Here is a 20,635-nt window from a genome sequence, read left to right as displayed (position 1 = left end):
ATTCATGACTCCCTCTATCATCCTCAAAAGGAGTGACCCTCAATGAATACCCAACCCAATTACCGAATCACTGAAAAAACGTTAGCCCTATTACCTGTAAGACAACTGGACTACAGCACCATCGCAATCGAAGAAGATCGTAAAATCTACATCCAGAAGAAGCCGCTTCAGCTAATCTGCTCGGCCTGTCTCGACAACTGTTCCACGTATGAAGGTAGGCGAGCCGCGGTGGAATATCATACTGGATTCAAGCGAAAAGTCCCCATACCCATTAGCCCTTCCAAAAAACTCTACGCCTTCCCTACCCTTTCCCCATCCGACTTTGGTTGCAGTTGGATTATGGCGAATAATGTAAATTGTATCCTACCCGCTTCTTCTCAACATAATGCTGCGATTCAATCAATCATCGTATTTCATAATGGACTTCATTTAGAAATGGAGGAATCTTGTTATGTATTGGAGAAGCAGTATCAGAGGAGTGTTATGTGTATAATGCAGTTTTCTAGCACGGGGAGTAATACGAATGTTCATTACATAAAAATAGAAGCTAAACATACGTCTAGACTCTCTCCGTATTAAGTATAAAGAATGCATTTCTACGATCATATCGTGACCTTACTTACTTCTTCGTCTGGGACTAGATAGTAGTAAATTCCATCTAATATTCGTTCCACTTCCCTGCAGCATATCCTCTAGAAGAAGACCAAAATTTAAGGTTGCGGATACTATATCTATGATAAAGAGTATTATTCTCTCTATCTTTATCTCAATATTTCTATCAATTATTTATCTTTTTAAAAAGCCAAATAGTTTTTTCTTTTTAATTCGATTTGGTTGATCCCCAACAACCGCTCGTCCATCTAACAGACTTTCTGCATTCTCCATGAATTGAAATACCAATCCATTCCCAAATTCTCTCTTTATATAGTCGTAAGCATCACGTAAGTAAAAGCCTCTTGATGTAGTATTGTGTGCATCACTCGCTATGAAATGGGTTAAGTTTGCCTCCACAATTTCAGTCGAGAACTTCTGTATTTTCTTACCGAACTTTCCAATTAAACTGGAAGCTGTCACTTGCGTTAAAGCTCCGTTCTTCACAAGGCGATATAACTTATCTGGATCTTGTATCAACGTTGAATTCCGTTCTGGATGAACCACTACAGGTGTATATCCTGCTACTTGAATGTCAAAGAATAATTGACTTGTATAATGTGGTACATGATTAGACGGAAATTCAACAAACACATACTTGGAATCGTTCAAAGGTAAGATTTCATCTTGTTGTAATCTCTCCACCAAATCCCCGTTTATCCTCGTCTCTTGTCCAGGAATGATGGTAAGAGGGATACTCTCCTCTAGTAGTGCTTGATTTAATAACTCTACATTCTTTACTATATCTAATTTCGTATTGGTATATTTACCGTTTAAATGATGTGGAGTTGCGATAATCGTACAAATCCCTTCGTCCAATGCAGCCTGTGCCATCACAATACTATTCATAATCATTTGTGGACCATCATCTACTCCCGGCAAAATGTGACAATGAATATCAATCAATTGATTCACCTCAGCCTTTTAATAACCTGTGTGATAACCCTATTGTGTCAACGATATACTTACAGTTGTTTTTTTTGTACTTTTTCACTAATTTCTTAAATCCTAGCTATCACGTTATATACTTTCAATCTTGAGACTTGTAATCCCAGGTTTAAGAGGTAACATTGATAACATTCGTTTTTACTTAAAGCATATGTACGGCTTTAAGTTACTATGATTGTATATTTACCGTTATATTAAAAGTTTGAAAATAATAATTTTTCTCTATATTATTTACCTTTTGACATATGGTATAATTGTATCGTAAGGAAGGTGATTGGAATGATCGGGGAAAGAATTAGAGAATACCGTGAACTACGTAAAATGTCACTGTCTGAACTAGCAGACAAAGCTGGAGTTGCGAAATCATACTTAAGCTCGATAGAACGCAACCTACAGTCAAATCCTTCTATTCAAGTGTTAGAAAAGGTAGCAAAAGAATTAGGAGTATCCGTAAATGTATTATTAAATAAACCTGAAGCGAATAATGATAATGTAATAGAGGCGCTAGACCCAGACTGGCTGGAGCTCGTAAATGAAGCGATGCACTCCGGCGTGTCAAAAGAGGAGTTTCGAGAGTATTTGGAGTTTACGAAATGGAAGATGAAGAAAAATTAAGCATCCATGTAAAAATGGATGCTTATTATATTGGAGCCAAATAAAATAGCCTTGAACGAATCAAGGCTTACTCACTTACTTTCCTTCTTTTCTTTAGGTAGATTCCGCCTCCAACTGCTAAGAGGATGGCACCAAACATTAAGAAGTTAAAACTATTAGTGGCCGTGTCTGGTAGAGAGCTGTCTTTAGAGGTGTCTGTTTGCTTATCATTTGTATCATCCGCATCCCCGGAGACTGGTTGCTCATTGCCATCTGAAGTTCCATTATCTCCATTATCTATTGGCGTATCGAAGTTCTCCGCTGTGAATACAAATTTAAATTTTGTTTCTAACCCTTGGTAAATGTTACTTGCATCGGATGGGAACGTAACCGTAAAGTGAATCTCCTCTTCTGTACCTGGCTGTAAATTCCTTAACGATAGTTCTTCAAAGTCAGCAAGCTTTCCGTTATACAGCTCCCCATTTGCATCGCTAATCTCTAGTTGCAGGATTTCAAATAAATCTTCACCACTTTCAAAATGTATTGATGTCGTGTAGTCAAAGCTTTTCTCTCCATTGTTTTGCACCACCACTGTTCGCGGCATCCAGTCCCCAGGCTTCATATCTTTTACATCATATAGGTAAGAACCTGACGGTGTTTCAACTGCTATATCTACCTCGTGCTTGGAATTTGGTCCATCGGTTTCCGCTCCAACTGAATAATGAAAGACAAACAGAATAACCAGTAATGCTACACCTATTTTTTTTACTTTTTTCAACGGGATTCTCCCCCTTTTATAGAACAAATCAATTTCCCACACTTACTCTTCTGCCACTTCTTTTTCCTTTTTGAAATCGACCTGAGAGAGCACCCTCCAGAATGTGAAACCGGCATATGCAAGCAGCAATAGACCTGGAATCAACATAAGAAATGCTCCATTTTGTGATTGTGCGAAATTAATGAAATAGCCTAAGTATGGAATGGTGAAACCGGAATATTCCGCTACCACATTCCCAGAGAGGACTAAATCGCTATCCGCTTCTTCGTTGTTATCCCCTTTTGTTCGATACATATGATTATCGCCACTTTGGACAACCTCCACCACTCTGTGGGTAATGAGCCTCCTTTGGTCATCCATGAACGTGATGACGTCCCCTTCTTCAAAACGAGTCATATCTCCACCAGGCTTCACTGCGATTACCGATCCCGTTTGAATCCCCGGCTCCATCGAACCAGACAAAACAGTTTTGAATTGGTACCCGAAAACCTCTGGCTCCCCTCCGGATGCCTTCGAAATAATGACAATGCCAAGCATCCCAATGAGAAGCCCAAATAAGACAACGGTCGCGATATGATTCAACCATTTCAGTACCTTCGATTTTTTCTTTTGTTTTTCTTTCTTCTCTTTATTCACTCTCGACTCCATTTGTTTCACCATCCTTTGTTTCTACTTCTGTCTTCTCATCCTCTTCCACGTTTTGTGTAGCTGGTTCAGTTGTTTCCGTTGTATTTTCCTCATCAGTGTTGTTTTCTTCTTCTGGTGGTGTGGTTTCTGTAGACTCTTCATTAGGTGTGCTGTCTGTTGGTTCCTCGTTTTTGTCTTCCGTTGTTTGCTCGTTGGTGGATGGATTGGTTTGTTGGTTATTCTCGTTAGTTTCGTCTACTTGAGGTTTTTCTTCTTCGGTATCATTTGTCTCTACGGTTGTTTCATCATTCGTTGTTTGATTCCCATTACATTTCACTTTGATTTTGTGACTCCATATTTCTTCACGGGTTTCGTAATCGTTATTGAAGCCAGGTCGTTGCAGCACCTTAAATCGATAATCTCCAGGCCCTGCTGCGTTGTAGGTAAGAGTCAATTTTTCACCCTTTGACAATGGAGCTATTTCCCCTTCTGCTATTTTTTCACCATGATTTTTAGGTTCCTTATTTTCTGAGAAGTAAACCTCATATGTAGTAGGCCCAATCATGTCGGAACCGATATTTTGAATCTCAGCGGAAATATCAATTGGGGTACACGTTTTGTTGTTTACTTCTGTACCGTTATTCGGCTTCGTAAAAATTAGCTCACTTGAATCCCACCATTCACCCGCCAGTAAATGTATGTTACCTTCTGTAGAAGCAACAAAATATGCACCGGTACCTGAGGTTAAATAGCTTAAGGTGAAAAATCCCATGTAAAAGATCGCAACACATTTACTAACCAGAATAAACAGCCGTTTTTTCCTAAACTTCTCCAGGCGACTCAAACGCATCGGAATCACTCCAATTTCTAAAGTTATTTATAAAGATAGTTTGATTTGTTGGTTAATAAGAATTAAATATTCTTTAATAAGAACATTTATATATATTCGTAAACACAAAAGGTTATGTTTTGTGTTTATGAATGTATATAAGAAAAGAGATAAGGGAGAATGCATCTCCCTTATTGGAGAATTTATCTTGACGTTCCTTCTTCTTGGTTAGCTGTATACGTTACATTTAAATCAATGGAATCTCCTTGGAATTGGTTTTGTGATTGACCATTGTCTTTAAATTCGTACTTAAGTGTGTAAATAGTGCGCCCTCCAGGTGCAATTCCATTCTCGGCTAATACTGTACCGTCAAGCTCACTTAAAGGGACATTTTGTACAATTGGTGACGTTCTTGGCTCGTAAATCGTAACTAGGATGTGATCTGCGAAATCTTCTCCGTAATTATCCTCTTTCGCATCATTTACGGTATAATTTGTATTTAGCGTCACATCTTGAATATCCAGGGACCCTTCATTATGAAATTGTACTTGTCGATACATTTTGTCCCCTGGCTTAATATTTTCTACTGAAAAGTTCAAATCAATCGCCGAATCCGCATCTAATCGTAAATCTAGCGTACCCGCTTCAAAGTTATTGTTTGTCTCTTCCACGTCATTAAAATATGCATATGTACCACCACTGATTAGGCTAATGCCTAATGTAGCTGTTAGTAATCCAGTCCAAACTTTCTTTTTAAGATTCATGAATGATACCTCCCTAATTATTTCTAGGTAAATGTTATAGTCATTTTGATGATTAATTACATTTATAGAGGGGGACTGCTCCCCCTCTAATTTCTTATTATCTTAATTCGCCTTCAGTTTGCTTGGCATCGAAAGTCCAAGTTAGTTCTAAAGCATCACCTTGGAATTCGTTTTGATCTTGACCATTGTCAACGAATTCAAAAGCTACGTACATTTGGTCACTAGTACCAGCTGGTAATCCGCTATCTTCACCGTTTAGACCAAAGAACCAAGTGATCCAGCTTTGTACATTCTCAACCCCATCTGGAGTCATATGTTGTAGGTCATAAAGAGTAGTTTCAGAAATAACATCATTATAGTCACCAATTACCCATCCAGCACCAGTTTTATCTGCATTTTCTAGGAATAGAACTTTAATATGTTTACCAAAGTCATCTGTATTGTCACCTTTAGCATCATTTACAATATAATCTGTTAACAGTTCAACAGAAGAAATATCTAGGCTACCATCGTTTGCTAATACGAATTCACGTACGATTGTATCCCCAGGCTTTAAGTTACCTACATCAACAATTGTAGTTGGATCTACCGAAAGATCTAACGTACCCGCTGCGAACGTATTATTCGTTTCTTCTACGTCGTTAAAATATGCGTATGTACCTCCTGCTACTAAAGATAAACCAAGTGCTGCTGAAGCGATTCCTAATCCAAGCTTCTTCTTCATTCCCATCTTTTGTTTCCTCCTCAAAATGATTTTTTTTATTTATTTTGAACTCCTACTTTGGTAAGAGACAAAATCGTTCGTTATTTGTTCTCTTTAAAGAACTCACAAAAAGAGTATATACCGTTTTGTTCGTTTTTGGAAACACCAAAAAGAACCAAATTTCACTATAAAGAACAAATTAGGCATACTTTTCTCCCTCTACCTTCTTTTTTCTTTCAATTTTAAACTTTATTGAGTATTATTTGTTCTTTATAATGAATACATAACAATAAAAGGTTGTGGTAAATGATGATTGGGGAGAGGATTAGAAAACAGAGAGAATTAATGAATTTTACGATATCAGAATTAGCGGAAAGATCAGGAGTTGCGAAGTCCTATATTAGCAGCATTGAAAGAGGTATTCAAACAAACCCGTCCCTACAGTTCCTTGTGAAGATTGCAGAATCATTGGAAATTAGGGTAGAGGAATTAATGGAAAGTTCGGAGCGTTTTCATATTGATAGAGAGTGGAAGGAATTAATTCAGGAAGCAATTCAGATGGGGATATCGAAGGAGGAGTTTAAGAGTTTTATTCGGTTTGTGCGATTGTCAAAGAAATAAAACGGACTCTAACCTTACCTTGTTATATACATATATTAATGAAACGATGTAATTCTGGATATCATAAACCCGATTAAGAAATCAAAGGAGTTTATGATGGTTAAATTTATAATGGTAGGTTTCCTCTCTTCTGTACTTATGTTAACGGGATATGAATTGGTTGTTCAAGCTTCTTCTTCAGTTACATTCACAATAGCTGACAAATTCGAGCCTGAAATTGAGTATACGATAGACAATCAAGATGTAAATGCGCACTTCATCATTAAAAATAAATCGGGCCATCCCTTTACATTTCACTTTGATACACATCAACAATTTGACTATATTCTATTTGACGAACAGGGGAAAATTGTACAACAATATTCGAAAATCATGACCTTTTCGAAAATACCAACAGAAACTCCAGTAAAGCCTGGTGGATCGCTTCATTATGAGGTAACGTTGGATGACTTGCCAGCTGGTAAATATCGAATGTTGTTTATTTTGATGGCGAAGGAGTTGCAGGTGAAGGAGTCTATATCTTTTGAGGTGAGCTGATTATTTGTGGAATTTTTATCCGAGTTCTATTACATAAAAAAGACATGTAGCAGACGCTACATGCCTTTTTAATTCTTACTGCTCTTGAGGAGCTACTTTACGTTTTCTTTGAATGTAAAGCAATACAGCACCAGCTGCCAACAAGAAGCCTCCAGCTAGCAACCAGTTATAAAGGTTCGTAGCAGTGTCAGGAAGGTTTCCTCCTTTTTCTTCACCTGTACCTTTATCATTGTCCGCACCAGTTCCGTTATCATCTTCGTCATCTGTAGCACCTTCTCCGTTATCTGTATCTCCTTCGTCCTCGTCACCTGTACCTTCATCGTCACCGTTGTCACCATCACCATTGTCTGGTGTTGAATCAACAACATTAACAGTTCTAGTAGCAACAGCCTCATTGCCTAATGAGTCCACAACGGAGTAAGTAACTGTGTACTCGCCCACTGTGTCCACATCAACATCACTAACCGTAACAACGCTTGAAGTTACATCTCCATCTACGTTATCTGTAGCGGTCACGCCTGGGTCTTCAAACTGTGATCCAACTTCTACTTCAAGTGGGTTGTCACCTAGAACTTCAATAACAGGAGCAGTGTTATCTACACTAAATGCTAATGTACCAACTTCTACATCGTTTACAGACACAACAACAGTGTAGTCACCAGAATTATAATCTTCTGTAACAGTGATTACTTTTTCAAACGATCTTGCGGAACCTTCATATTGTTCTGCAACAGTATCTATCACGTTACCTTCACTATCTGTGACATCTATTGTAACATCGAAGCTATCAGCAGAGTCATTATGAAGAGTCCCAGATACAACTACTTCATTCGTACCTTCTTGTGCAGAATAAACGCCTCTTTCAAGTTCAACTAGAGAAGCATCTGTCTCTGTTTGGTCACCTATGTGGAACATAACTGTACCCGTAGACATATCTTCCGCTTGGTCTACAACATGGATTTTTAATCCGTAATGAGGAACCATTGTACCTACATAAGGGTACTCGATTGTATCCGGACCAAAGACGGAATCATATAATAAGAAGTTCTCGGAATCATCAAATTTTGAAGCAGCCTGTAACGAATCCAAAGAAGTAGCTCTTCCATCTATAGGAAGATAAGAAAGATCAATTTCTTTTGCAGTTGTTTCATTTAAAGAATATGCTGCATCAGCAATTTGGAATTCTGCATCTACTACATAACCAGCAGGATTATCCTCTGGACCAAAGTCAGTTTCATCATTTGGATCCATATCATGCCATAAAGCTAAATATCGATGTGCATCTACAACATTCAAAAAACCTTCACCTGGATGGTTTGCTACCCAGTTATCATCATACTTTTCATCTACATACCAGATAACCAGACCCGGATCATATGCATATACATTAGCACCAAATCCAGCATGCTGAAGTGCTGTGTCTGATCCTGTATAGTTTCTCCATTCTAATAAATAGTAATGAGCAGTTGTTTTCGTTCCTGTATCTGCTACAAATCCATCTAAAGCAAAGCCTTCTGAACCTTCAGCTCCATCAGCAAATACTTCATTACCGTCAGCTGTTACACGAACATCATCAACGAAAATCCCTTCTAATGTTGAAGCCCAGTCTGTAATATAACGGAACTTTAATTGAATTTCCTTTCCAGCATATGCAGTTAAATCAACAGTTTCGTGAATCCAACCTTCACTATTCCCTGTATAACCAGGTACATTTACTGGAATGGAAGGATATGCGGAAGGATCTACCTCATCAGTAGTATTAGGAGTGGACAAGGATTGCCAACTTTCTCCGCCATCTTCAGATACTTGTACAAATGCATAATCCCAAGCATACTCAATATCAAACCATACGTCATAGTCGAGCGTTACAGACTCGGTAGCATCACTAAGATCAATCGTTGCTACCATTTCATTATCTATCTCATTCCCTTTACCACCGTAAAAGGCAAATTCCCCTTCTTCCGGAGTGGTCAAGGTTGTAACTTTATCAGGAAGTGAAATCTTAACAGCATCGGCATTTTCGCCTTTAACACTAGCTTGGTCTAGAACGACTTCAACACCGCCAGCTGCTTGGATTTCCTCTAAAGAATATTCCACATCTTTGAACCAGTTAGATCCTGGCATTGTATCTTGCAAATATTCTTTGGCATATGCACTAAAACCTACTGGCTCTGTACCAGGAACGATTCCATTCCAGCTACCACCAGACATAATAGACCAGTTACCAGTAGTAGATCCTAAAGCAGTATACTGGGAATCATACTCATCTGGAAGACCTAATCCATGACCATATTCATGAGCAAAAACACCAGCAGCTCCATCCTCAGGCATAATCATATAATTGGAAGCAGATAAATCTGTTCCAGGAATTACCCAAGGCTTTAATTCTGTACCTTCTTGCGTAAAAATAGAAGATTTATGAGACCAAATAGCATCTCCACCTAAAGAGCCACCACCAGCTTCTTCCCCAATACCAGCATGTACTACCATTAAATTATCAATAATACCGTCTGGCTCAAGTATGTTTCCATCTCCATTAATATCCATTGGGTCTAGCTGGTCATATTCAGCTAGATTAATATCAGGATCTTGTGCAGCTTGAATTAATGCTTCTTTAATTAAGTCGCCAGGATTCGCATCATTTCCATCTGGTTGCGGATCATTGGCACCATAATATGCATAGCCCTCTTCAGCCATATACCATTTTGATGCTTGTCCCTCTACTTTATAGCTTCCACCGGATTGCTCGATATAAAATTCATTTAACGACATAAAGTCTTCCCCATTTGGTCCAACATAGCCGTCTTCATTAAAAATCATGTTCTCATAATGCTTGGAAGAGAAATCATCATATAGTAATACCGGACCCTCTTCTTCTGTAATACTATTGTGTTGATAATCAGGGAATTCAATTAAAAGTACAAGCGCTTTGTCTGTACGAACATCTCCAGACCAGTTGCTCTCGGATAAATCACCGGCTAGCGTCATAGATGCTGCAGATTCAGGGTCAATCCCCTTTTGCTTCTGAGCACCTTCACGTAGCTTATAAAGTTCTTTCTCATCAAGAGCTAGATCTTTTGCATTCATTGCTCGTTTTGTTAAATAGTCACGCAACGCATCGTACTGTTTGTCTAGTGAAAGATCCCCATTTATTACTCCTTCTTTCACTAATGCTTCTAGCACCTTTTCTTCATTTACCATACCGATGTCAAAAGGGCCACTATGATGTTGACCTGCAAATGGTAGAATAGTAGAATCTATTTCTGCCGTAGACTCCGCTGATACTGTTGGAACAGACTTAACTCCAAACATCGGGGCAAAGGAACTAAATAGAATACTCGTTGATAGCGCTGTTACCCCAGCTGCCTTTTTCCAATTAACCATTATACAATTTCCCCTCTCTTTCGTAACAAATTATGATGGAATTCAACGTTACCCCCTTTTATTCTCAACATCCCATCATGAATCCTTATTTTTCTCTACTATTCTTGATTAAGAAAAGTAGTTTCTGTTAAATTATACGCCTATATTTTTCCAAAAATCAATTAAATATTTTGAATATTCCTAATAATTACAAAACTAGACAAAAGTAGTGTTTGTTTTTAGGGACAATGTCGAAAAAGGAAGAAGGAACTAGGTTGGGAAAGCATATTTAATGAAAGAATCGGAGCATTTTAAGTATTAACCCACACAGGGGAATTCATCTTTTCTACCTATTCAAAAAATCAAAATAAAAAGCGCCCAATAGAACGGGCGCCTTAAATTTATTGTGCTTTTTTACTTACTGAATTTTGTTGCAAATTGCTATAGTTAAAATATTCCTTTAAATCATGTCTTAATCCAGCCATTATTTCGTCAAGCTCTGCGGACTGATCATTACCTTTTTGGTAAGCATTGATAAGTACGTGTTTTATATCACGGTACTTATTTTTGCTGTCTTGCATTGCATTCACTCTTTTCCATGTATTTCCTCGATATTCAGTTTCATATTTTGATATATTTAGACATAATAGTATCATGTCCCAGTTGAAATGTAAATATTTGTTTTTTGTTATGAAACTTTCCTATCGCGGACTTCTCCATTCTCAAATACACGATATTCATAGACAGATTCATCATTATTATAGTACACAACAATATGCGAAACGGTGTCTTCGCTCCAGTTTATGAAAAGCTGCATGTCTAGGTGATTGTTCTTTAATCCATCCATATCAACTGTATCCACGATGGCCATTTCTTTAAATTCTGGCGTCTCTTCAAAGACATACCCTTCCGTGTGCACAAAATCATATCGCCATACTTCCTTACCATCCATTGCACTGAAGCCAATTTCATTAGGGGTATCTAAAAATGATCTTAACTGATCTCGGGTCATTCCAATATGTAGATTGGACTGGAGTTGTTCTAGGGTAACAGTTGATTCTTCCTCTTGCTGTAGATTCGCTGTTGGGAGTATTTGTGGTTCTTGTGGTTGTACTGATGGGGTAATCTTTGGTGTTGAATCCTCTTCGTCCTGCGACCCTTTATTATTTATTTCAAACGTTTCTTTATGTGCGACATTTAGTTCACGCTCAGATAGAAAACTTGCTTGCTTTATTTCTACTGCACTACCGTTATTACCTAATGCAAAAGATAAACATATAGATAAGACCGCTACAAAAAATACATATCTCATCGTCCTAATGCCTCCTTTAAGAGTCTATTATAGTATCGGCGGATAGGAAAAAGAATAGACTTGACGAAAGAAGGCAAAAGGCGACAAAACTTCTAGTATAGCGCTATAAATCTAGCTTCATTTTAGTAGAAACATGATATAATTGTTACAATTAGATTACATAATTCGACTAGGGGGCGTTTATCATTAAGAAAGCCATCATTCTATTTATACTAATGATCTTATTTTTGGTTGGATGTAATACACAAGAATTAGAAACTCAAATCGCAGATCTAAAGAATGAAGTGGAAGAGAAGGATGAAACAATCGAAGAATTACGAACGATGGTGGAAGACAAAAATGCGGAGATTAAAGAATTGGAAGCATCTACTGCTAGTGCTGACCTAGAAGAAGAACTCGCTTTAGCTTATGAAGAAATAGACTTCCTAAACGCAGAACTAGAATCGGCTTACTCAGGCAGCATAAGCTATGAGAATGTAAGTAACGAGATTGCTCAGGATATTGCAGTCGAAGTAACGATTACAGACTTTTATGCAGATGAATACGCAGACGCTGTTGTAGAAGGCGAACTTTATAATGGGTCTGAGTATTCCTTGGAGTTAGTAGAGTTATTGGCTACCTTCACCGATGTGGATGGAAATGTGATTGATTCTACGACAACCTTCGCAGATGCAGATATTCTCGTTCCGGATGGTCGCACAAAGTTTTATGCATATGTGACCGATGATGTTCGAATTGAGGAAGTTACGGTAGAGGTAATTGATTATTATATTTATGAATAAATAGATGGGCCCAATAGAGGTCCACTATTTTTCTTTTCACCCTTCTAAATTAAAAATATCTTCAGAATAGTTATAAAAACAGAATCCAATCTACTACACAAGTGTAACTTTATGGAAGGAAGAACGTCTATAAAAATAAAAAGGATGTCGTACATGTTCAAAAGAGTTTTTAATCTACTCGTTGTATTGATTTTTATTGCTGGATGCGGTACAGATTCAAAGGAATCCATTGAAGAGTCTAGAGAAGTAAAGAACCAAACTTCAATGGACACAACAGAGAACACAGAAGAAACTACTGTAGAACAAGAAAGTATTTCATCAGAGGACAGCACAACTATAGAAGAAAGTGAAGGCAATCAAACAACTGCATCAACTAATGTCATCGAACCAGATGAGGATTCAGCAGAAAGCACTGGAAATGAGGGAATTGAAAACGAAGGTACAGCCCAGACAAAGACCCCACCTAGAAATAATGATGGAAAACTAACAACGACTACAACAACATTAAGTAAAGAAGAAAGATTTGTCCCTACCATTGATTACACCGTGAAAGGTAATAATACCGTTTTACATTTTAAAGTGAAAAATCAAATGGATAACATGTTTACTTTCCATTTTGATAGCTCTCAACGTTACGAGTACATTGTGAAAGATGATGATGGAAATGTAGTGAGTCAATACTCCAAATCAAAAAAGTTCACAAGCTTAGCTGGGGAGGAGCCGGTAAAGCCAGGAGGATCTTTAGATTATGAAGTGACCATCAACGATCTTCCTAAAGGAAAATACCATGTGATGTTTGTCCTTACAGCTAAAGAGATGCAACCAAAGACAAGCATTAGTTTTATAGTGAAATAAAACAGAGGCTAGCACTTGCTAGCCTCTGTTCTATTAATGTTTGGAAGTAGTTACAGTTCCTCTTCGTTGAATTACCATAAGTGCTGCTCCTAATACTAATATCAACGCTCCAAAGATTATCCAATTATAAGCATTTGTTGCAGTATTCGGAAGATTTCCGCCCGTTTCAGATTCGTTTCCACTATCCGTAGTTGAATCACCATCATCTTGCTGACCATCTGTGGAATTTTCATCTTCTTCAAGTACAGATTCTTCGACTACTTTGATTGTACGTGTAATCTCAGCCTTATTACCCGCTGCATCTGAAACACTATATGTTACGTTATACTGACCAACTTTATTTGTGTCTACATTACTCACCATTACCACATTGTTGGTGAGATTACCATCTAGATTGTCCGTAGCAGTATATCCAGGTTCCTTATATGCATTTCCTACTTTTACTATAAATGGGTTATCCCCAGTTAGTTCAATAATAGGTGCGGTATTATCTAGAGTATATGGATCTGATGTAAATTCAATTGGATTCCCAACAAAGTCCTTCGCACGAACATGTAAATACCATGTACCTTCTACACCTTTTAGAGTTAATGTATCCCCATTATTGAACGATTTCCACTCTGATATACTACTTGCTTTTAATCTCGTTAAAGAAGAGTCATTTAGTGGATTCGGACTTTGTGACCATAGGTATTCCAAAGTGTTAGGATCTGCTTCTTCGATTGATACCGTTAGAGATACAGCTTTTGTAGCTGCAGCAGTTTCGTTATCATTGCCTTCATTGTCATTACCAGTATCCACTACTACTACTGGTGGTTCATGATCTACGCTAAAAGCTAAAGCAGATGAAGAAACTGTACCACTTTCGCCTTTTACACTAACATTCAATGTATAGTCTCCAGATACAAATTCATCTGTGATTGTAAAGGTCTTATCCAAGGATTGCACAAGACCTAACAGTGTTTCTGTAGAAGTTTCAATTATTTCACCTTTGCTATTCCATATTTCATAAGTGACAGTTAAAGCTTCCCCACTACCATCTTTATGAACATGTCCAGTCACATGCACTTCATTAAATCCTTCTTTAGAAGAATATACATTATTCTCAAGATCATTTAATTCTACAGTATTTTCATCACCAACATGTAGCACAATCGTTCCGGTAGACATATCATCCGCTTGTTCAACAACGTGAATCTTCAAACCATATTTCGGTACATTACGCCCAGCATCTGGAGCACCTGGATTACTGTAATCTCTTGAATCATCAAAAGTTGCTACTGCAGGTTGTCCAGCTAATGATAAGTCATAACCTTGAGCCGAGTAATCTAAATACGTTTCATCCGTTGCACTCAAGGAGAATGCTGCGTCTTGAATCTGATATTGAGATCCAGCAACAGCCCCATCAGACCACACCATCGCTTCTTGATGAGCATCCACTACTCCAACAAATCCATCACCAGGGTGATCTCCTGTCCAGTTATCTGTATAGTAATCATCTACATACCAAACAACCATACCAGGATCATGTGTTAATACTGTTCCATCCCCACGAGTAGTAGTTCCTAATGCTTTATCCGCAGCAGTCCAGTTTCTCCACTCTACTAAATAATAATGAGGAGTAGTAACAATACCATCTGATTTTGTAAATCCGTTTTTGACAAAAGCGTCATTCTCTGATTCTGCATCGTCTGTAATAACCGCTTCTCCATCAATAGTAACAGCAAGATCATCAACATAGAGGCCAGCCATACTTACATATGGGTCAGTATAGTATACAATGGCAAGTTCAATTTCTTTTCCAGCAAATGAACTTAAATCAAAGGATGCCTCAAACCAGCCATTAGAAGAACCAGTTATGCCATTACCTGGATTTTGCCCATTTGGACTTTCAACAGTTGTAATGTTACCAGGAATCGTTATCCATCCCGAGCCATCATTAACTTCAACAGCTGCATAATCCCAATGCTCTTCAATTTCATAATTTGCATTAAATGTAAACTCACTCGTTGTAGCATTGGTTAAGTCAACAGTAGTAGATAAAGTCGTCTTAGCGTTATTCGAATTACCACCAAAATATTGATATGTACCACTTGTAGGCTGTGTTACTACCGTTTCTTTATCCGGTAAGTTTATCTTAACTGCATCTGAATTTGTACTTTTAATACTTGCTTGATCTAACACAATAGTTTTAGAGGTTCCTTGTAAGTCTTCTAAATTGAACTCTACTGGTTCAAACCAGTTGGAACCTGGTATTCTTTTTTGTAGGTCTAGTTTATTATCCGGACTAAATCCAGTTGGTTCTGTCCCATGAATTTCACCAGCCCAGCTTCCAGAAGCCATTAGTGTCCAGTAACCAGTAGGTGCACCTAAGCCAGAATAAATAGAATCGTATTCATCAGGTAGGCCTAAGTCATGACCGTATTCATGTGCAAACACACCAGTTGCACCATCTTCTGGTTGGATAGTATAGTCAAACGCAGCCAAAGATGCAGTATCTGCCTTACCATCTCCGTCTGTATCATCACCCCAGTATCCGATATCTGCTAAACCTTGCGTGTTCGGAATAACAAATGGAGCTTCTTCTAATGACCAGCTATGAGACCAAATTGCATCTGCCCCAACACTACCGCCACCTGCTTCTTCACCAGTACCAGCATGAACAATCATTAAATGGTCAATAATACCATCTGGTTCACGATAGTTTCCATCTCCATCTAAATCCATAATATCTTCTTTATCAAATTCACTTAAGTCAATATTCGGGTCTTGAGCTGCGTGTACTAACGCTTCTTTCACTAACTCACGAGGACGAATATCATTACCACCAGCATCGTTAGCACCATAATATGCTGCTGGTTGTTCTGCTACATACCAATCTGATACAGCACCATCAATGGTATAGCTTCCACCAGATTGCTGTTCATAAAACTCTTTCATTGATATTAATTCTTGCCCATCTGGTCCAATGTAGGACTTATCACCAAACACCATATTTTCATAATGTTCTTTAGGATAATTATCATATAATAAAACCGGGTTATCCTCTGCTGTAATATTACCAGATTCATAGTCTGGGAATTCAATTAGTAAAACAAGAATCTCATCTGTAGTAACCTGACCAGCCCATCCATCACCAGCATGTTCAGGTGAAACAGCTTCTTTTCGCTCTAATTCAGCTGCCTGCTGCAATTCTGCACGTGCTTCTTTTTCGTTTTGATCATCAACCGCTAATTCTTCAGCGTTTGCTTGACGCTTTTTCAAATAGCTTTGTACTTGCTGACGTTGCTCAGCAGGTGTAGCATTACTGCTAATAACCCCTTGTTTAATTAAGGAATCTAGTAACTTCTCAAAGTTAACAACGCCACATCAAAAGGCCCACTAAAGTGTTCGCTTTCAAATGGAAACGCCACCTCATTGGTTGCGGTTGTTGTTTTTGCACTTATTGTTACATCAGTACTTGTACTAATCATTGGTGCATAGGAACTAAATAGCAGTCCTGCTGACAGGACGGACGTTCCTAAGGTTTTTTTCCAATTAACCATTAACCCTATCTCCCCTTTACTTAGTCATTCGCGATGGAATTCTAACGCCCCCCTTAAAACCCATCCCATTCTATCATTTCATTACTATTTTCCTATATCTACCATTCTCCTATTTGTCTATGTAAAAGATGAGTAGGTTTAATTATTATAATCCTTTATTTTACAATAAATCAAGAAATATTCTAAAAATTGTCAATAAGGTGTATATTTCGACTGGTTTAGTTTGTTATTTCATTAGTGTGATAAAGTAAATCTAAAACAAAAGCTCAGCCTATCCCAACCTTTAAATACAATTATACATTTTTCTAATGAAATAGAGACTAGCATTTTTGCTAGTCTCTACACATTATTCGGAAATAAACTCTTTATATAATTCAAGTGGGTTATCACATAGCAATTCGATAACTAATGCTTCTTGATCTACTTCAATTAATTTGAATTATCTTTATGTCTATTTTATTATTAGTCATTTTTTGGTCCTGTTTAATATACAACATTAAAATTAATATTGTAAAATCTTACATCTTCGTTTCTTTCCTGGACCTAAAAAAATGCTTATAAAAGTAATTAGAAACCTTTACAGCTTTTTCATCTATATATACTGAAAATAAGTGAGCTATAATAAAAGTAACAATAATAGAAACAATAAACGCCATAGTAAAGCTAATGTGATATGAATAATGCCTTCTCACTAAATCAAATATAAAGAATGATAAAGAATGTAATATTGGAAAGTGTACAAGGTACAGCGGAAACGAAACCTTCCCCAAATAAATAAATATTCTTTTAGAAAATACTTTCTGCAATATTTTAGAATTCAAAATTGCAATAATTATAAAAAAGGCACCTAATATGTGAAAAAATGCTCTGTATTCAACATTTAAAAAACTAAAGTTTAAAAAGTTATATATGGTTCCAGTTGTATTCCCATAAGGATAAGACCCTAAAAGTAAACCTATTATAAAAATCAATAAAGTAGCTATTGGTTTTGTTTTGGTCTTAATTTCCAAATCAGAGTTATATAAATCACTTAATAGCATCCCCAAAATAAAAGCGAGAAAGTAACTATCCCAGAACAAAACTATTAAAAACATATATGCAATATACCTTTTAGGATTTATGCCAAATAATGATAAAAATGAAAATATCAAAAATGAACCAAATAATTCATATGTCATTGTCCATAATACACCGATATAAGCATTTGAATAATCAAAGAAAATGTCAAATAATGCGGTTTTTATCATAACAAATAAGTTATGACTCATATCATCATAGCGCATGTCTCCTGTATATTGTGAAAATAATTCATAGGAGTTAGTTACTAATAATACATATGCAATGATCACTGAAGACAAAACAGGTATGGCTAGTCTGATATACCTTTTAGATGCACTTGCTTGGATCGTTTCGAGTTTTCTATCCCGGAAAAACTTGATACTTAATACGTATCCACTTAAAACAAAAAAGGAGAATACAGCAAAATTTCCATTGTAAAATAAGTTTAATGGTGTTTTACTTATAATAATTTCTAAGGACGTATTAGGATTTTTAAATAAAGGATCATAAAAGTAAAATTGCATGTAGTGTGCTATCACAACTATAAAAGCAGCTAATCCTCTAAATCCTTCTAGGTAGTAAATTTTCTTCAATGATGTCACCTGCAAGTTTGAATTTATTAACTTTAGTATTATAGCATAACTTTTATTTTGATGAGGGTACTATAATTAAGATAAAATTTTAGAAAATAAATCTAAATACTATCAGAGATTAAAAACTTTCGAAAGATGTTTTATTTCTCTAAAATAGGGTGACCATATCAGAACATATATATTATACACATTTTTTTGAGGGAGAGTTGTTTGAACAAATTAACAGGATTATAACAGGGTTATATTTGAAGTGCTAAAACTTTTTAAAGATATACAATAGTTCTCTAGAAATAATGTCGATGTACGGTAGAGGATAGAGGTATAAGGCAGAATAGCAGTAGGGAGAAAATCTATCATTGTTTTACGCAGAGCGTCAGCGAGCATAATTCTTGTATCAGGATACCAGCTAATGTAAAAAGACGCTGGCATACCACAAGAGGCAATCATGCCCGCCACTCCTTGTAGCTTATTTTTGAGTTTTTATTGCTCTTTTCTATTTCAAAGCTAAATTAATTTTGACCACGGCAATAATCACGCCTCTTCAACCATTCATAAATTATGAATACATTTTTATTTAATTCGTATCTTGTAAATTTATATCCCTTTTTCCAAGAATTAGATAATTTAACTCTTCTTCAGGTATTGCGTTAAAATCTTTACGTTTCATAAAGTAGAATACAACACCTAACAGAACCCAAACAACTAGCGCTATTCTTGATTCCATTGCTAAGAAAGCTGGTGATCCAGGAATAAGTAATAATCCAATAAATGTTAAACTAGAAAGCATACCTATCAGTGATAAGAGTTTTTTACCAGGAGATACAACCTGCTTTGTTAAATCCACAGTGCCACTTTGCGACCATTTAAACAAACTAAAAGCCGTATAACATGTATAGAAATATGCAATTGAAACGCCAATTGAAGACATATCAACTATCCATGTTAATACCTCACGTCCAAACCAAGGTGCAAGTAAAGCTATTACAGAAGTAAAGATAATGCTTATATATGGAGTATTATGCTTTGAGTGTAATTTTGAAAATGACTTCGGTAAGACTTTTGCACGTGACATCGCAAACAATAATCGACTTGAAGCAATGGTGAAACCGTTCAATCCCGTAAATATACCCATAGATAATGCCACAACTAAAATTATTAAACCGGTAGTTCCTAAAACTTCACGTATAGCAGCACCGGTTCCCCATAAATGCTGAGCTTCGACTAGACCTAGCCATGGTTGCGTCATAGCTGTAGCTATAATCATTAAACTATATAGTAATGCTGCCGCAAGTAATGCAAATATTATTAAACCAAAAGCCTTTTTTGAAGAAAAGTTAAATTCTTCAGCTGCTTGTGGGACGTTGTCAAAACCAACGTATGCCCATGGAGCAATGGCAACAATTGCAATTATTGCCGAGAATGCTGAAATATCAGGATTAAAATAAGGTTTTATATTCTCAAAGCTAGAATCCGGTGAAGCACCAACTAAAAATGTTAGCAGAACTACAGCTGCTAGCATAATGACACAAAATATAAATTGCATTCGCCCCGAAATCCCAGATCCTTTAATATTAAAATAAGTAAAGATAACTACTGCAACGGTTGCTATAATAATTTCCACAAAATAAACGTCCCACCCAGCCAGTTGGTACATATGCATATTTTCAACAAAATCTGGGAATACATACTTAAACATTAAGGCAAATGCGGAAGCATTCAATGCAACAATACAAATGTAGCCTAGTGTTAAAAACCATCCACATATAAATGCATGTGTTCTACCTAAACTTACAAAAGAATAAGCAAACTCTCCCCCCGATACAGGGAAGTTACGAATTAAAAAACCATAACTTACTGCAATGAGCATCATAAGCACGGCACCAATTCCAAATCCAATCATTACACCAAACGGACCCGCTTGAGACATCCAATTCGTAGGTTGCACAAAGGCTCCCCAACCTATTGAAGAACCAAGAGCAACTGCCCAAACCCAAGATGGTTTAAGAGTTTTATTTAATGTTTCTCTTTTTTCACTCATAGACTATCTCCCTTCAATGAAATATAAACAAAATCG

General features: G+C 36.9%; 19 protein-coding genes. 6 read left to right on the top strand and 13 right to left on the bottom strand.

Annotated features, from left to right (window positions below; translation table 11 throughout):
• Window positions 1-42: 42 nt before the first annotated feature.
• Entirely contained in the window at window positions 43-579 is a 537-nt protein-coding gene (locus tag C1A05_RS18515) for a competence protein ComK (RefSeq protein ID WP_102026504.1), read from the top strand.
• Window positions 580-786: 207 nt separating this feature from the next.
• Here C1A05_RS18515 and C1A05_RS02050 read toward each other — a convergent pair whose 3' ends face one another.
• Window positions 787-1,557: a tyrosine-protein phosphatase gene (locus tag C1A05_RS02050; RefSeq protein WP_102026503.1), complete on the bottom strand. Its 771-nt coding sequence runs from the start codon at window positions 1,555-1,557 to the stop codon at window positions 787-789.
• A 321-nt stretch (window positions 1,558-1,878) separates the two neighbouring features.
• Here C1A05_RS02050 and C1A05_RS02045 point away from each other — a divergent pair, with 321 nt between their 5' ends.
• Entirely contained in the window at window positions 1,879-2,214 is a 336-nt protein-coding gene (locus C1A05_RS02045; protein WP_102026502.1) for a helix-turn-helix domain-containing protein, read from the top strand.
• 67 nt (window positions 2,215-2,281) lie between these two features.
• On the opposite strand, the gene C1A05_RS02040 is transcribed toward C1A05_RS02045, so the two are convergent.
• From C1A05_RS02040 to C1A05_RS02020, 5 genes are all read right to left on the bottom strand, one after another.
• Complete coding sequence (locus tag C1A05_RS02040; RefSeq protein WP_102026501.1) at window positions 2,282-2,971, bottom strand: LPXTG cell wall anchor domain-containing protein; 690 nt, start codon at window positions 2,969-2,971, stop codon at window positions 2,282-2,284.
• Window positions 2,972-3,013: 42 nt separating this feature from the next.
• Window positions 3,014-3,619 (bottom strand): signal peptidase I SipW, encoded by a 606-nt coding sequence (gene sipW, locus C1A05_RS02035; protein WP_102026500.1) that lies wholly within the window; start codon window positions 3,617-3,619, stop codon window positions 3,014-3,016.
• A complete protein-coding gene (gene tapA, locus C1A05_RS02030) occupies window positions 3,600-4,448 on the bottom strand; it encodes an amyloid fiber anchoring/assembly protein TapA (RefSeq protein ID WP_102026499.1) in 849 nt (282 codons plus the stop codon). Before tapA ends, sipW begins: the two co-directional genes overlap by 20 nt.
• A 182-nt stretch (window positions 4,449-4,630) precedes the next feature.
• Window positions 4,631-5,191, bottom strand: coding sequence for a TasA family protein (locus tag C1A05_RS02025; protein WP_102026498.1), 561 nt, complete (start codon window positions 5,189-5,191; stop codon window positions 4,631-4,633).
• A gap of 97 nt (window positions 5,192-5,288) precedes the next feature.
• Window positions 5,289-5,921 carry a CalY family protein gene (locus C1A05_RS02020; protein WP_102026497.1) on the bottom strand — a complete coding sequence of 211 codons (633 nt, stop codon included), beginning with the start codon at window positions 5,919-5,921 and terminating at the stop codon, window positions 5,289-5,291.
• A 282-nt stretch (window positions 5,922-6,203) separates the two neighbouring features.
• On the opposite strand from C1A05_RS02020, the gene C1A05_RS02015 reads away from it, so the two are divergent.
• Both C1A05_RS02015 and C1A05_RS02010 read left to right on the top strand, forming a co-directional pair.
• The gene (locus tag C1A05_RS02015; protein WP_102026714.1) at window positions 6,204-6,515 is read left to right on the top strand and encodes a helix-turn-helix domain-containing protein; all 312 of its coding nucleotides are present in this window, start codon (window positions 6,204-6,206) and stop codon (window positions 6,513-6,515) included.
• A 96-nt stretch (window positions 6,516-6,611) separates the two neighbouring features.
• Window positions 6,612-7,052, top strand: coding sequence for a BsuPI-related putative proteinase inhibitor (locus C1A05_RS02010; RefSeq protein ID WP_159461970.1), 441 nt, complete (start codon window positions 6,612-6,614; stop codon window positions 7,050-7,052).
• A gap of 75 nt (window positions 7,053-7,127) precedes the next feature.
• Here the strand turns inward: C1A05_RS02010 and C1A05_RS02005 are convergent, their stop codons facing one another.
• From C1A05_RS02005 to C1A05_RS01995, 3 genes are all read right to left on the bottom strand, one after another.
• The gene (locus C1A05_RS02005) at window positions 7,128-10,436 is read right to left on the bottom strand and encodes an immune inhibitor A domain-containing protein (RefSeq protein WP_102026495.1); all 3,309 of its coding nucleotides are present in this window, start codon (window positions 10,434-10,436) and stop codon (window positions 7,128-7,130) included.
• Between the two features lie 380 nt (window positions 10,437-10,816).
• Window positions 10,817-10,996: a hypothetical protein gene (locus C1A05_RS02000; protein WP_102026494.1), complete on the bottom strand. Its 180-nt coding sequence runs from the start codon at window positions 10,994-10,996 to the stop codon at window positions 10,817-10,819.
• Between the two features lie 107 nt (window positions 10,997-11,103).
• Entirely contained in the window at window positions 11,104-11,727 is a 624-nt protein-coding gene (locus C1A05_RS01995; RefSeq protein WP_102026493.1) for a hypothetical protein, read from the bottom strand.
• 227 nt (window positions 11,728-11,954) lie between these two features.
• On the opposite strand from C1A05_RS01995, the gene C1A05_RS01990 reads away from it, so the two are divergent.
• Window positions 11,955-12,509 carry an FxLYD domain-containing protein gene (locus C1A05_RS01990; RefSeq protein ID WP_145997279.1) on the top strand — a complete coding sequence of 185 codons (555 nt, stop codon included), beginning with the start codon at window positions 11,955-11,957 and terminating at the stop codon, window positions 12,507-12,509.
• A 153-nt stretch (window positions 12,510-12,662) separates the two neighbouring features.
• Window positions 12,663-13,364 carry a BsuPI-related putative proteinase inhibitor gene (locus C1A05_RS01985; protein ID WP_159461969.1) on the top strand — a complete coding sequence of 234 codons (702 nt, stop codon included), beginning with the start codon at window positions 12,663-12,665 and terminating at the stop codon, window positions 13,362-13,364.
• Window positions 13,365-13,397: 33 nt separating this feature from the next.
• Here the strand turns inward: C1A05_RS01985 and C1A05_RS01980 are convergent, their stop codons facing one another.
• From C1A05_RS01980 to C1A05_RS01965, 4 genes are all read right to left on the bottom strand, one after another.
• Window positions 13,398-16,628 carry an immune inhibitor A domain-containing protein gene (locus tag C1A05_RS01980; RefSeq protein ID WP_145997278.1) on the bottom strand — a complete coding sequence of 1,077 codons (3,231 nt, stop codon included), beginning with the start codon at window positions 16,626-16,628 and terminating at the stop codon, window positions 13,398-13,400.
• A 74-nt stretch (window positions 16,629-16,702) separates the two neighbouring features.
• Entirely contained in the window at window positions 16,703-16,909 is a 207-nt protein-coding gene (locus C1A05_RS01975; RefSeq protein WP_102026490.1) for a hypothetical protein, read from the bottom strand.
• Window positions 16,910-17,427: 518 nt separating this feature from the next.
• On the bottom strand, window positions 17,428-18,561 hold the full coding sequence (locus C1A05_RS01970) for an acyltransferase family protein (RefSeq protein WP_159461968.1): 1,134 nt from the start codon (window positions 18,559-18,561) through the stop codon (window positions 17,428-17,430).
• A 574-nt stretch (window positions 18,562-19,135) separates the two neighbouring features.
• Window positions 19,136-20,599, bottom strand: a complete 1,464-nt coding sequence (locus C1A05_RS01965) for an APC family permease (RefSeq protein WP_102026488.1) — start codon at window positions 20,597-20,599, stop codon at window positions 19,136-19,138.
• Window positions 20,600-20,635: the final 36 nt, after the last annotated feature.

The sequence above is a fragment of the Salirhabdus sp. Marseille-P4669 genome (assembly GCF_900240405.1).
Classification (GTDB): domain Bacteria; phylum Bacillota; class Bacilli; order Bacillales; family Alkalibacillaceae; genus OEQK01.
The sequence above is the reverse complement of the archived record's forward strand: the minus strand, read 5'-3'. Positions and strand labels throughout refer to the sequence as shown.

Excerpts from the sequence above, each read along its gene's own strand:
- tapA (WP_102026499.1), bottom strand. The coding sequence starts at position 4,448 with ATGCGTTTGAGTCGCCTGGAGAAGTTTAGGAAAAAACGGCTGTTTATT.
- C1A05_RS01975 (WP_102026490.1), bottom strand. The coding sequence starts at position 16,909 with ATGGTTAATTGGAAAAAAACCTTAGGAACGTCCGTCCTGTCAGCAGGA.
- C1A05_RS01985 (WP_159461969.1), top strand. The coding sequence starts at position 12,663 with ATGTTCAAAAGAGTTTTTAATCTACTCGTTGTATTGATTTTTATTGCT.
- C1A05_RS02045 (WP_102026502.1), top strand. The coding sequence starts at position 1,879 with ATGATCGGGGAAAGAATTAGAGAATACCGTGAACTACGTAAAATGTCA.
- C1A05_RS02005 (WP_102026495.1), bottom strand. The coding sequence starts at position 10,436 with ATGGTTAATTGGAAAAAGGCAGCTGGGGTAACAGCGCTATCAACGAGT.
- C1A05_RS18515 (WP_102026504.1), top strand. The coding sequence starts at position 43 with ATGAATACCCAACCCAATTACCGAATCACTGAAAAAACGTTAGCCCTA.
- sipW (WP_102026500.1), bottom strand. The coding sequence starts at position 3,619 with ATGGAGTCGAGAGTGAATAAAGAGAAGAAAGAAAAACAAAAGAAAAAA.
- C1A05_RS01995 (WP_102026493.1), bottom strand. The coding sequence starts at position 11,727 with ATGAGATATGTATTTTTTGTAGCGGTCTTATCTATATGTTTATCTTTT.
- C1A05_RS01965 (WP_102026488.1), bottom strand. The coding sequence starts at position 20,599 with ATGAGTGAAAAAAGAGAAACATTAAATAAAACTCTTAAACCATCTTGG.
- C1A05_RS02025 (WP_102026498.1), bottom strand. The coding sequence starts at position 5,191 with ATGAATCTTAAAAAGAAAGTTTGGACTGGATTACTAACAGCTACATTA.
- C1A05_RS02015 (WP_102026714.1), top strand. The coding sequence starts at position 6,204 with ATGATTGGGGAGAGGATTAGAAAACAGAGAGAATTAATGAATTTTACG.
- C1A05_RS02010 (WP_159461970.1), top strand. The coding sequence starts at position 6,612 with ATGGTTAAATTTATAATGGTAGGTTTCCTCTCTTCTGTACTTATGTTA.
- C1A05_RS02020 (WP_102026497.1), bottom strand. The coding sequence starts at position 5,921 with ATGGGAATGAAGAAGAAGCTTGGATTAGGAATCGCTTCAGCAGCACTT.
- C1A05_RS02000 (WP_102026494.1), bottom strand. The coding sequence starts at position 10,996 with ATGCAAGACAGCAAAAATAAGTACCGTGATATAAAACACGTACTTATC.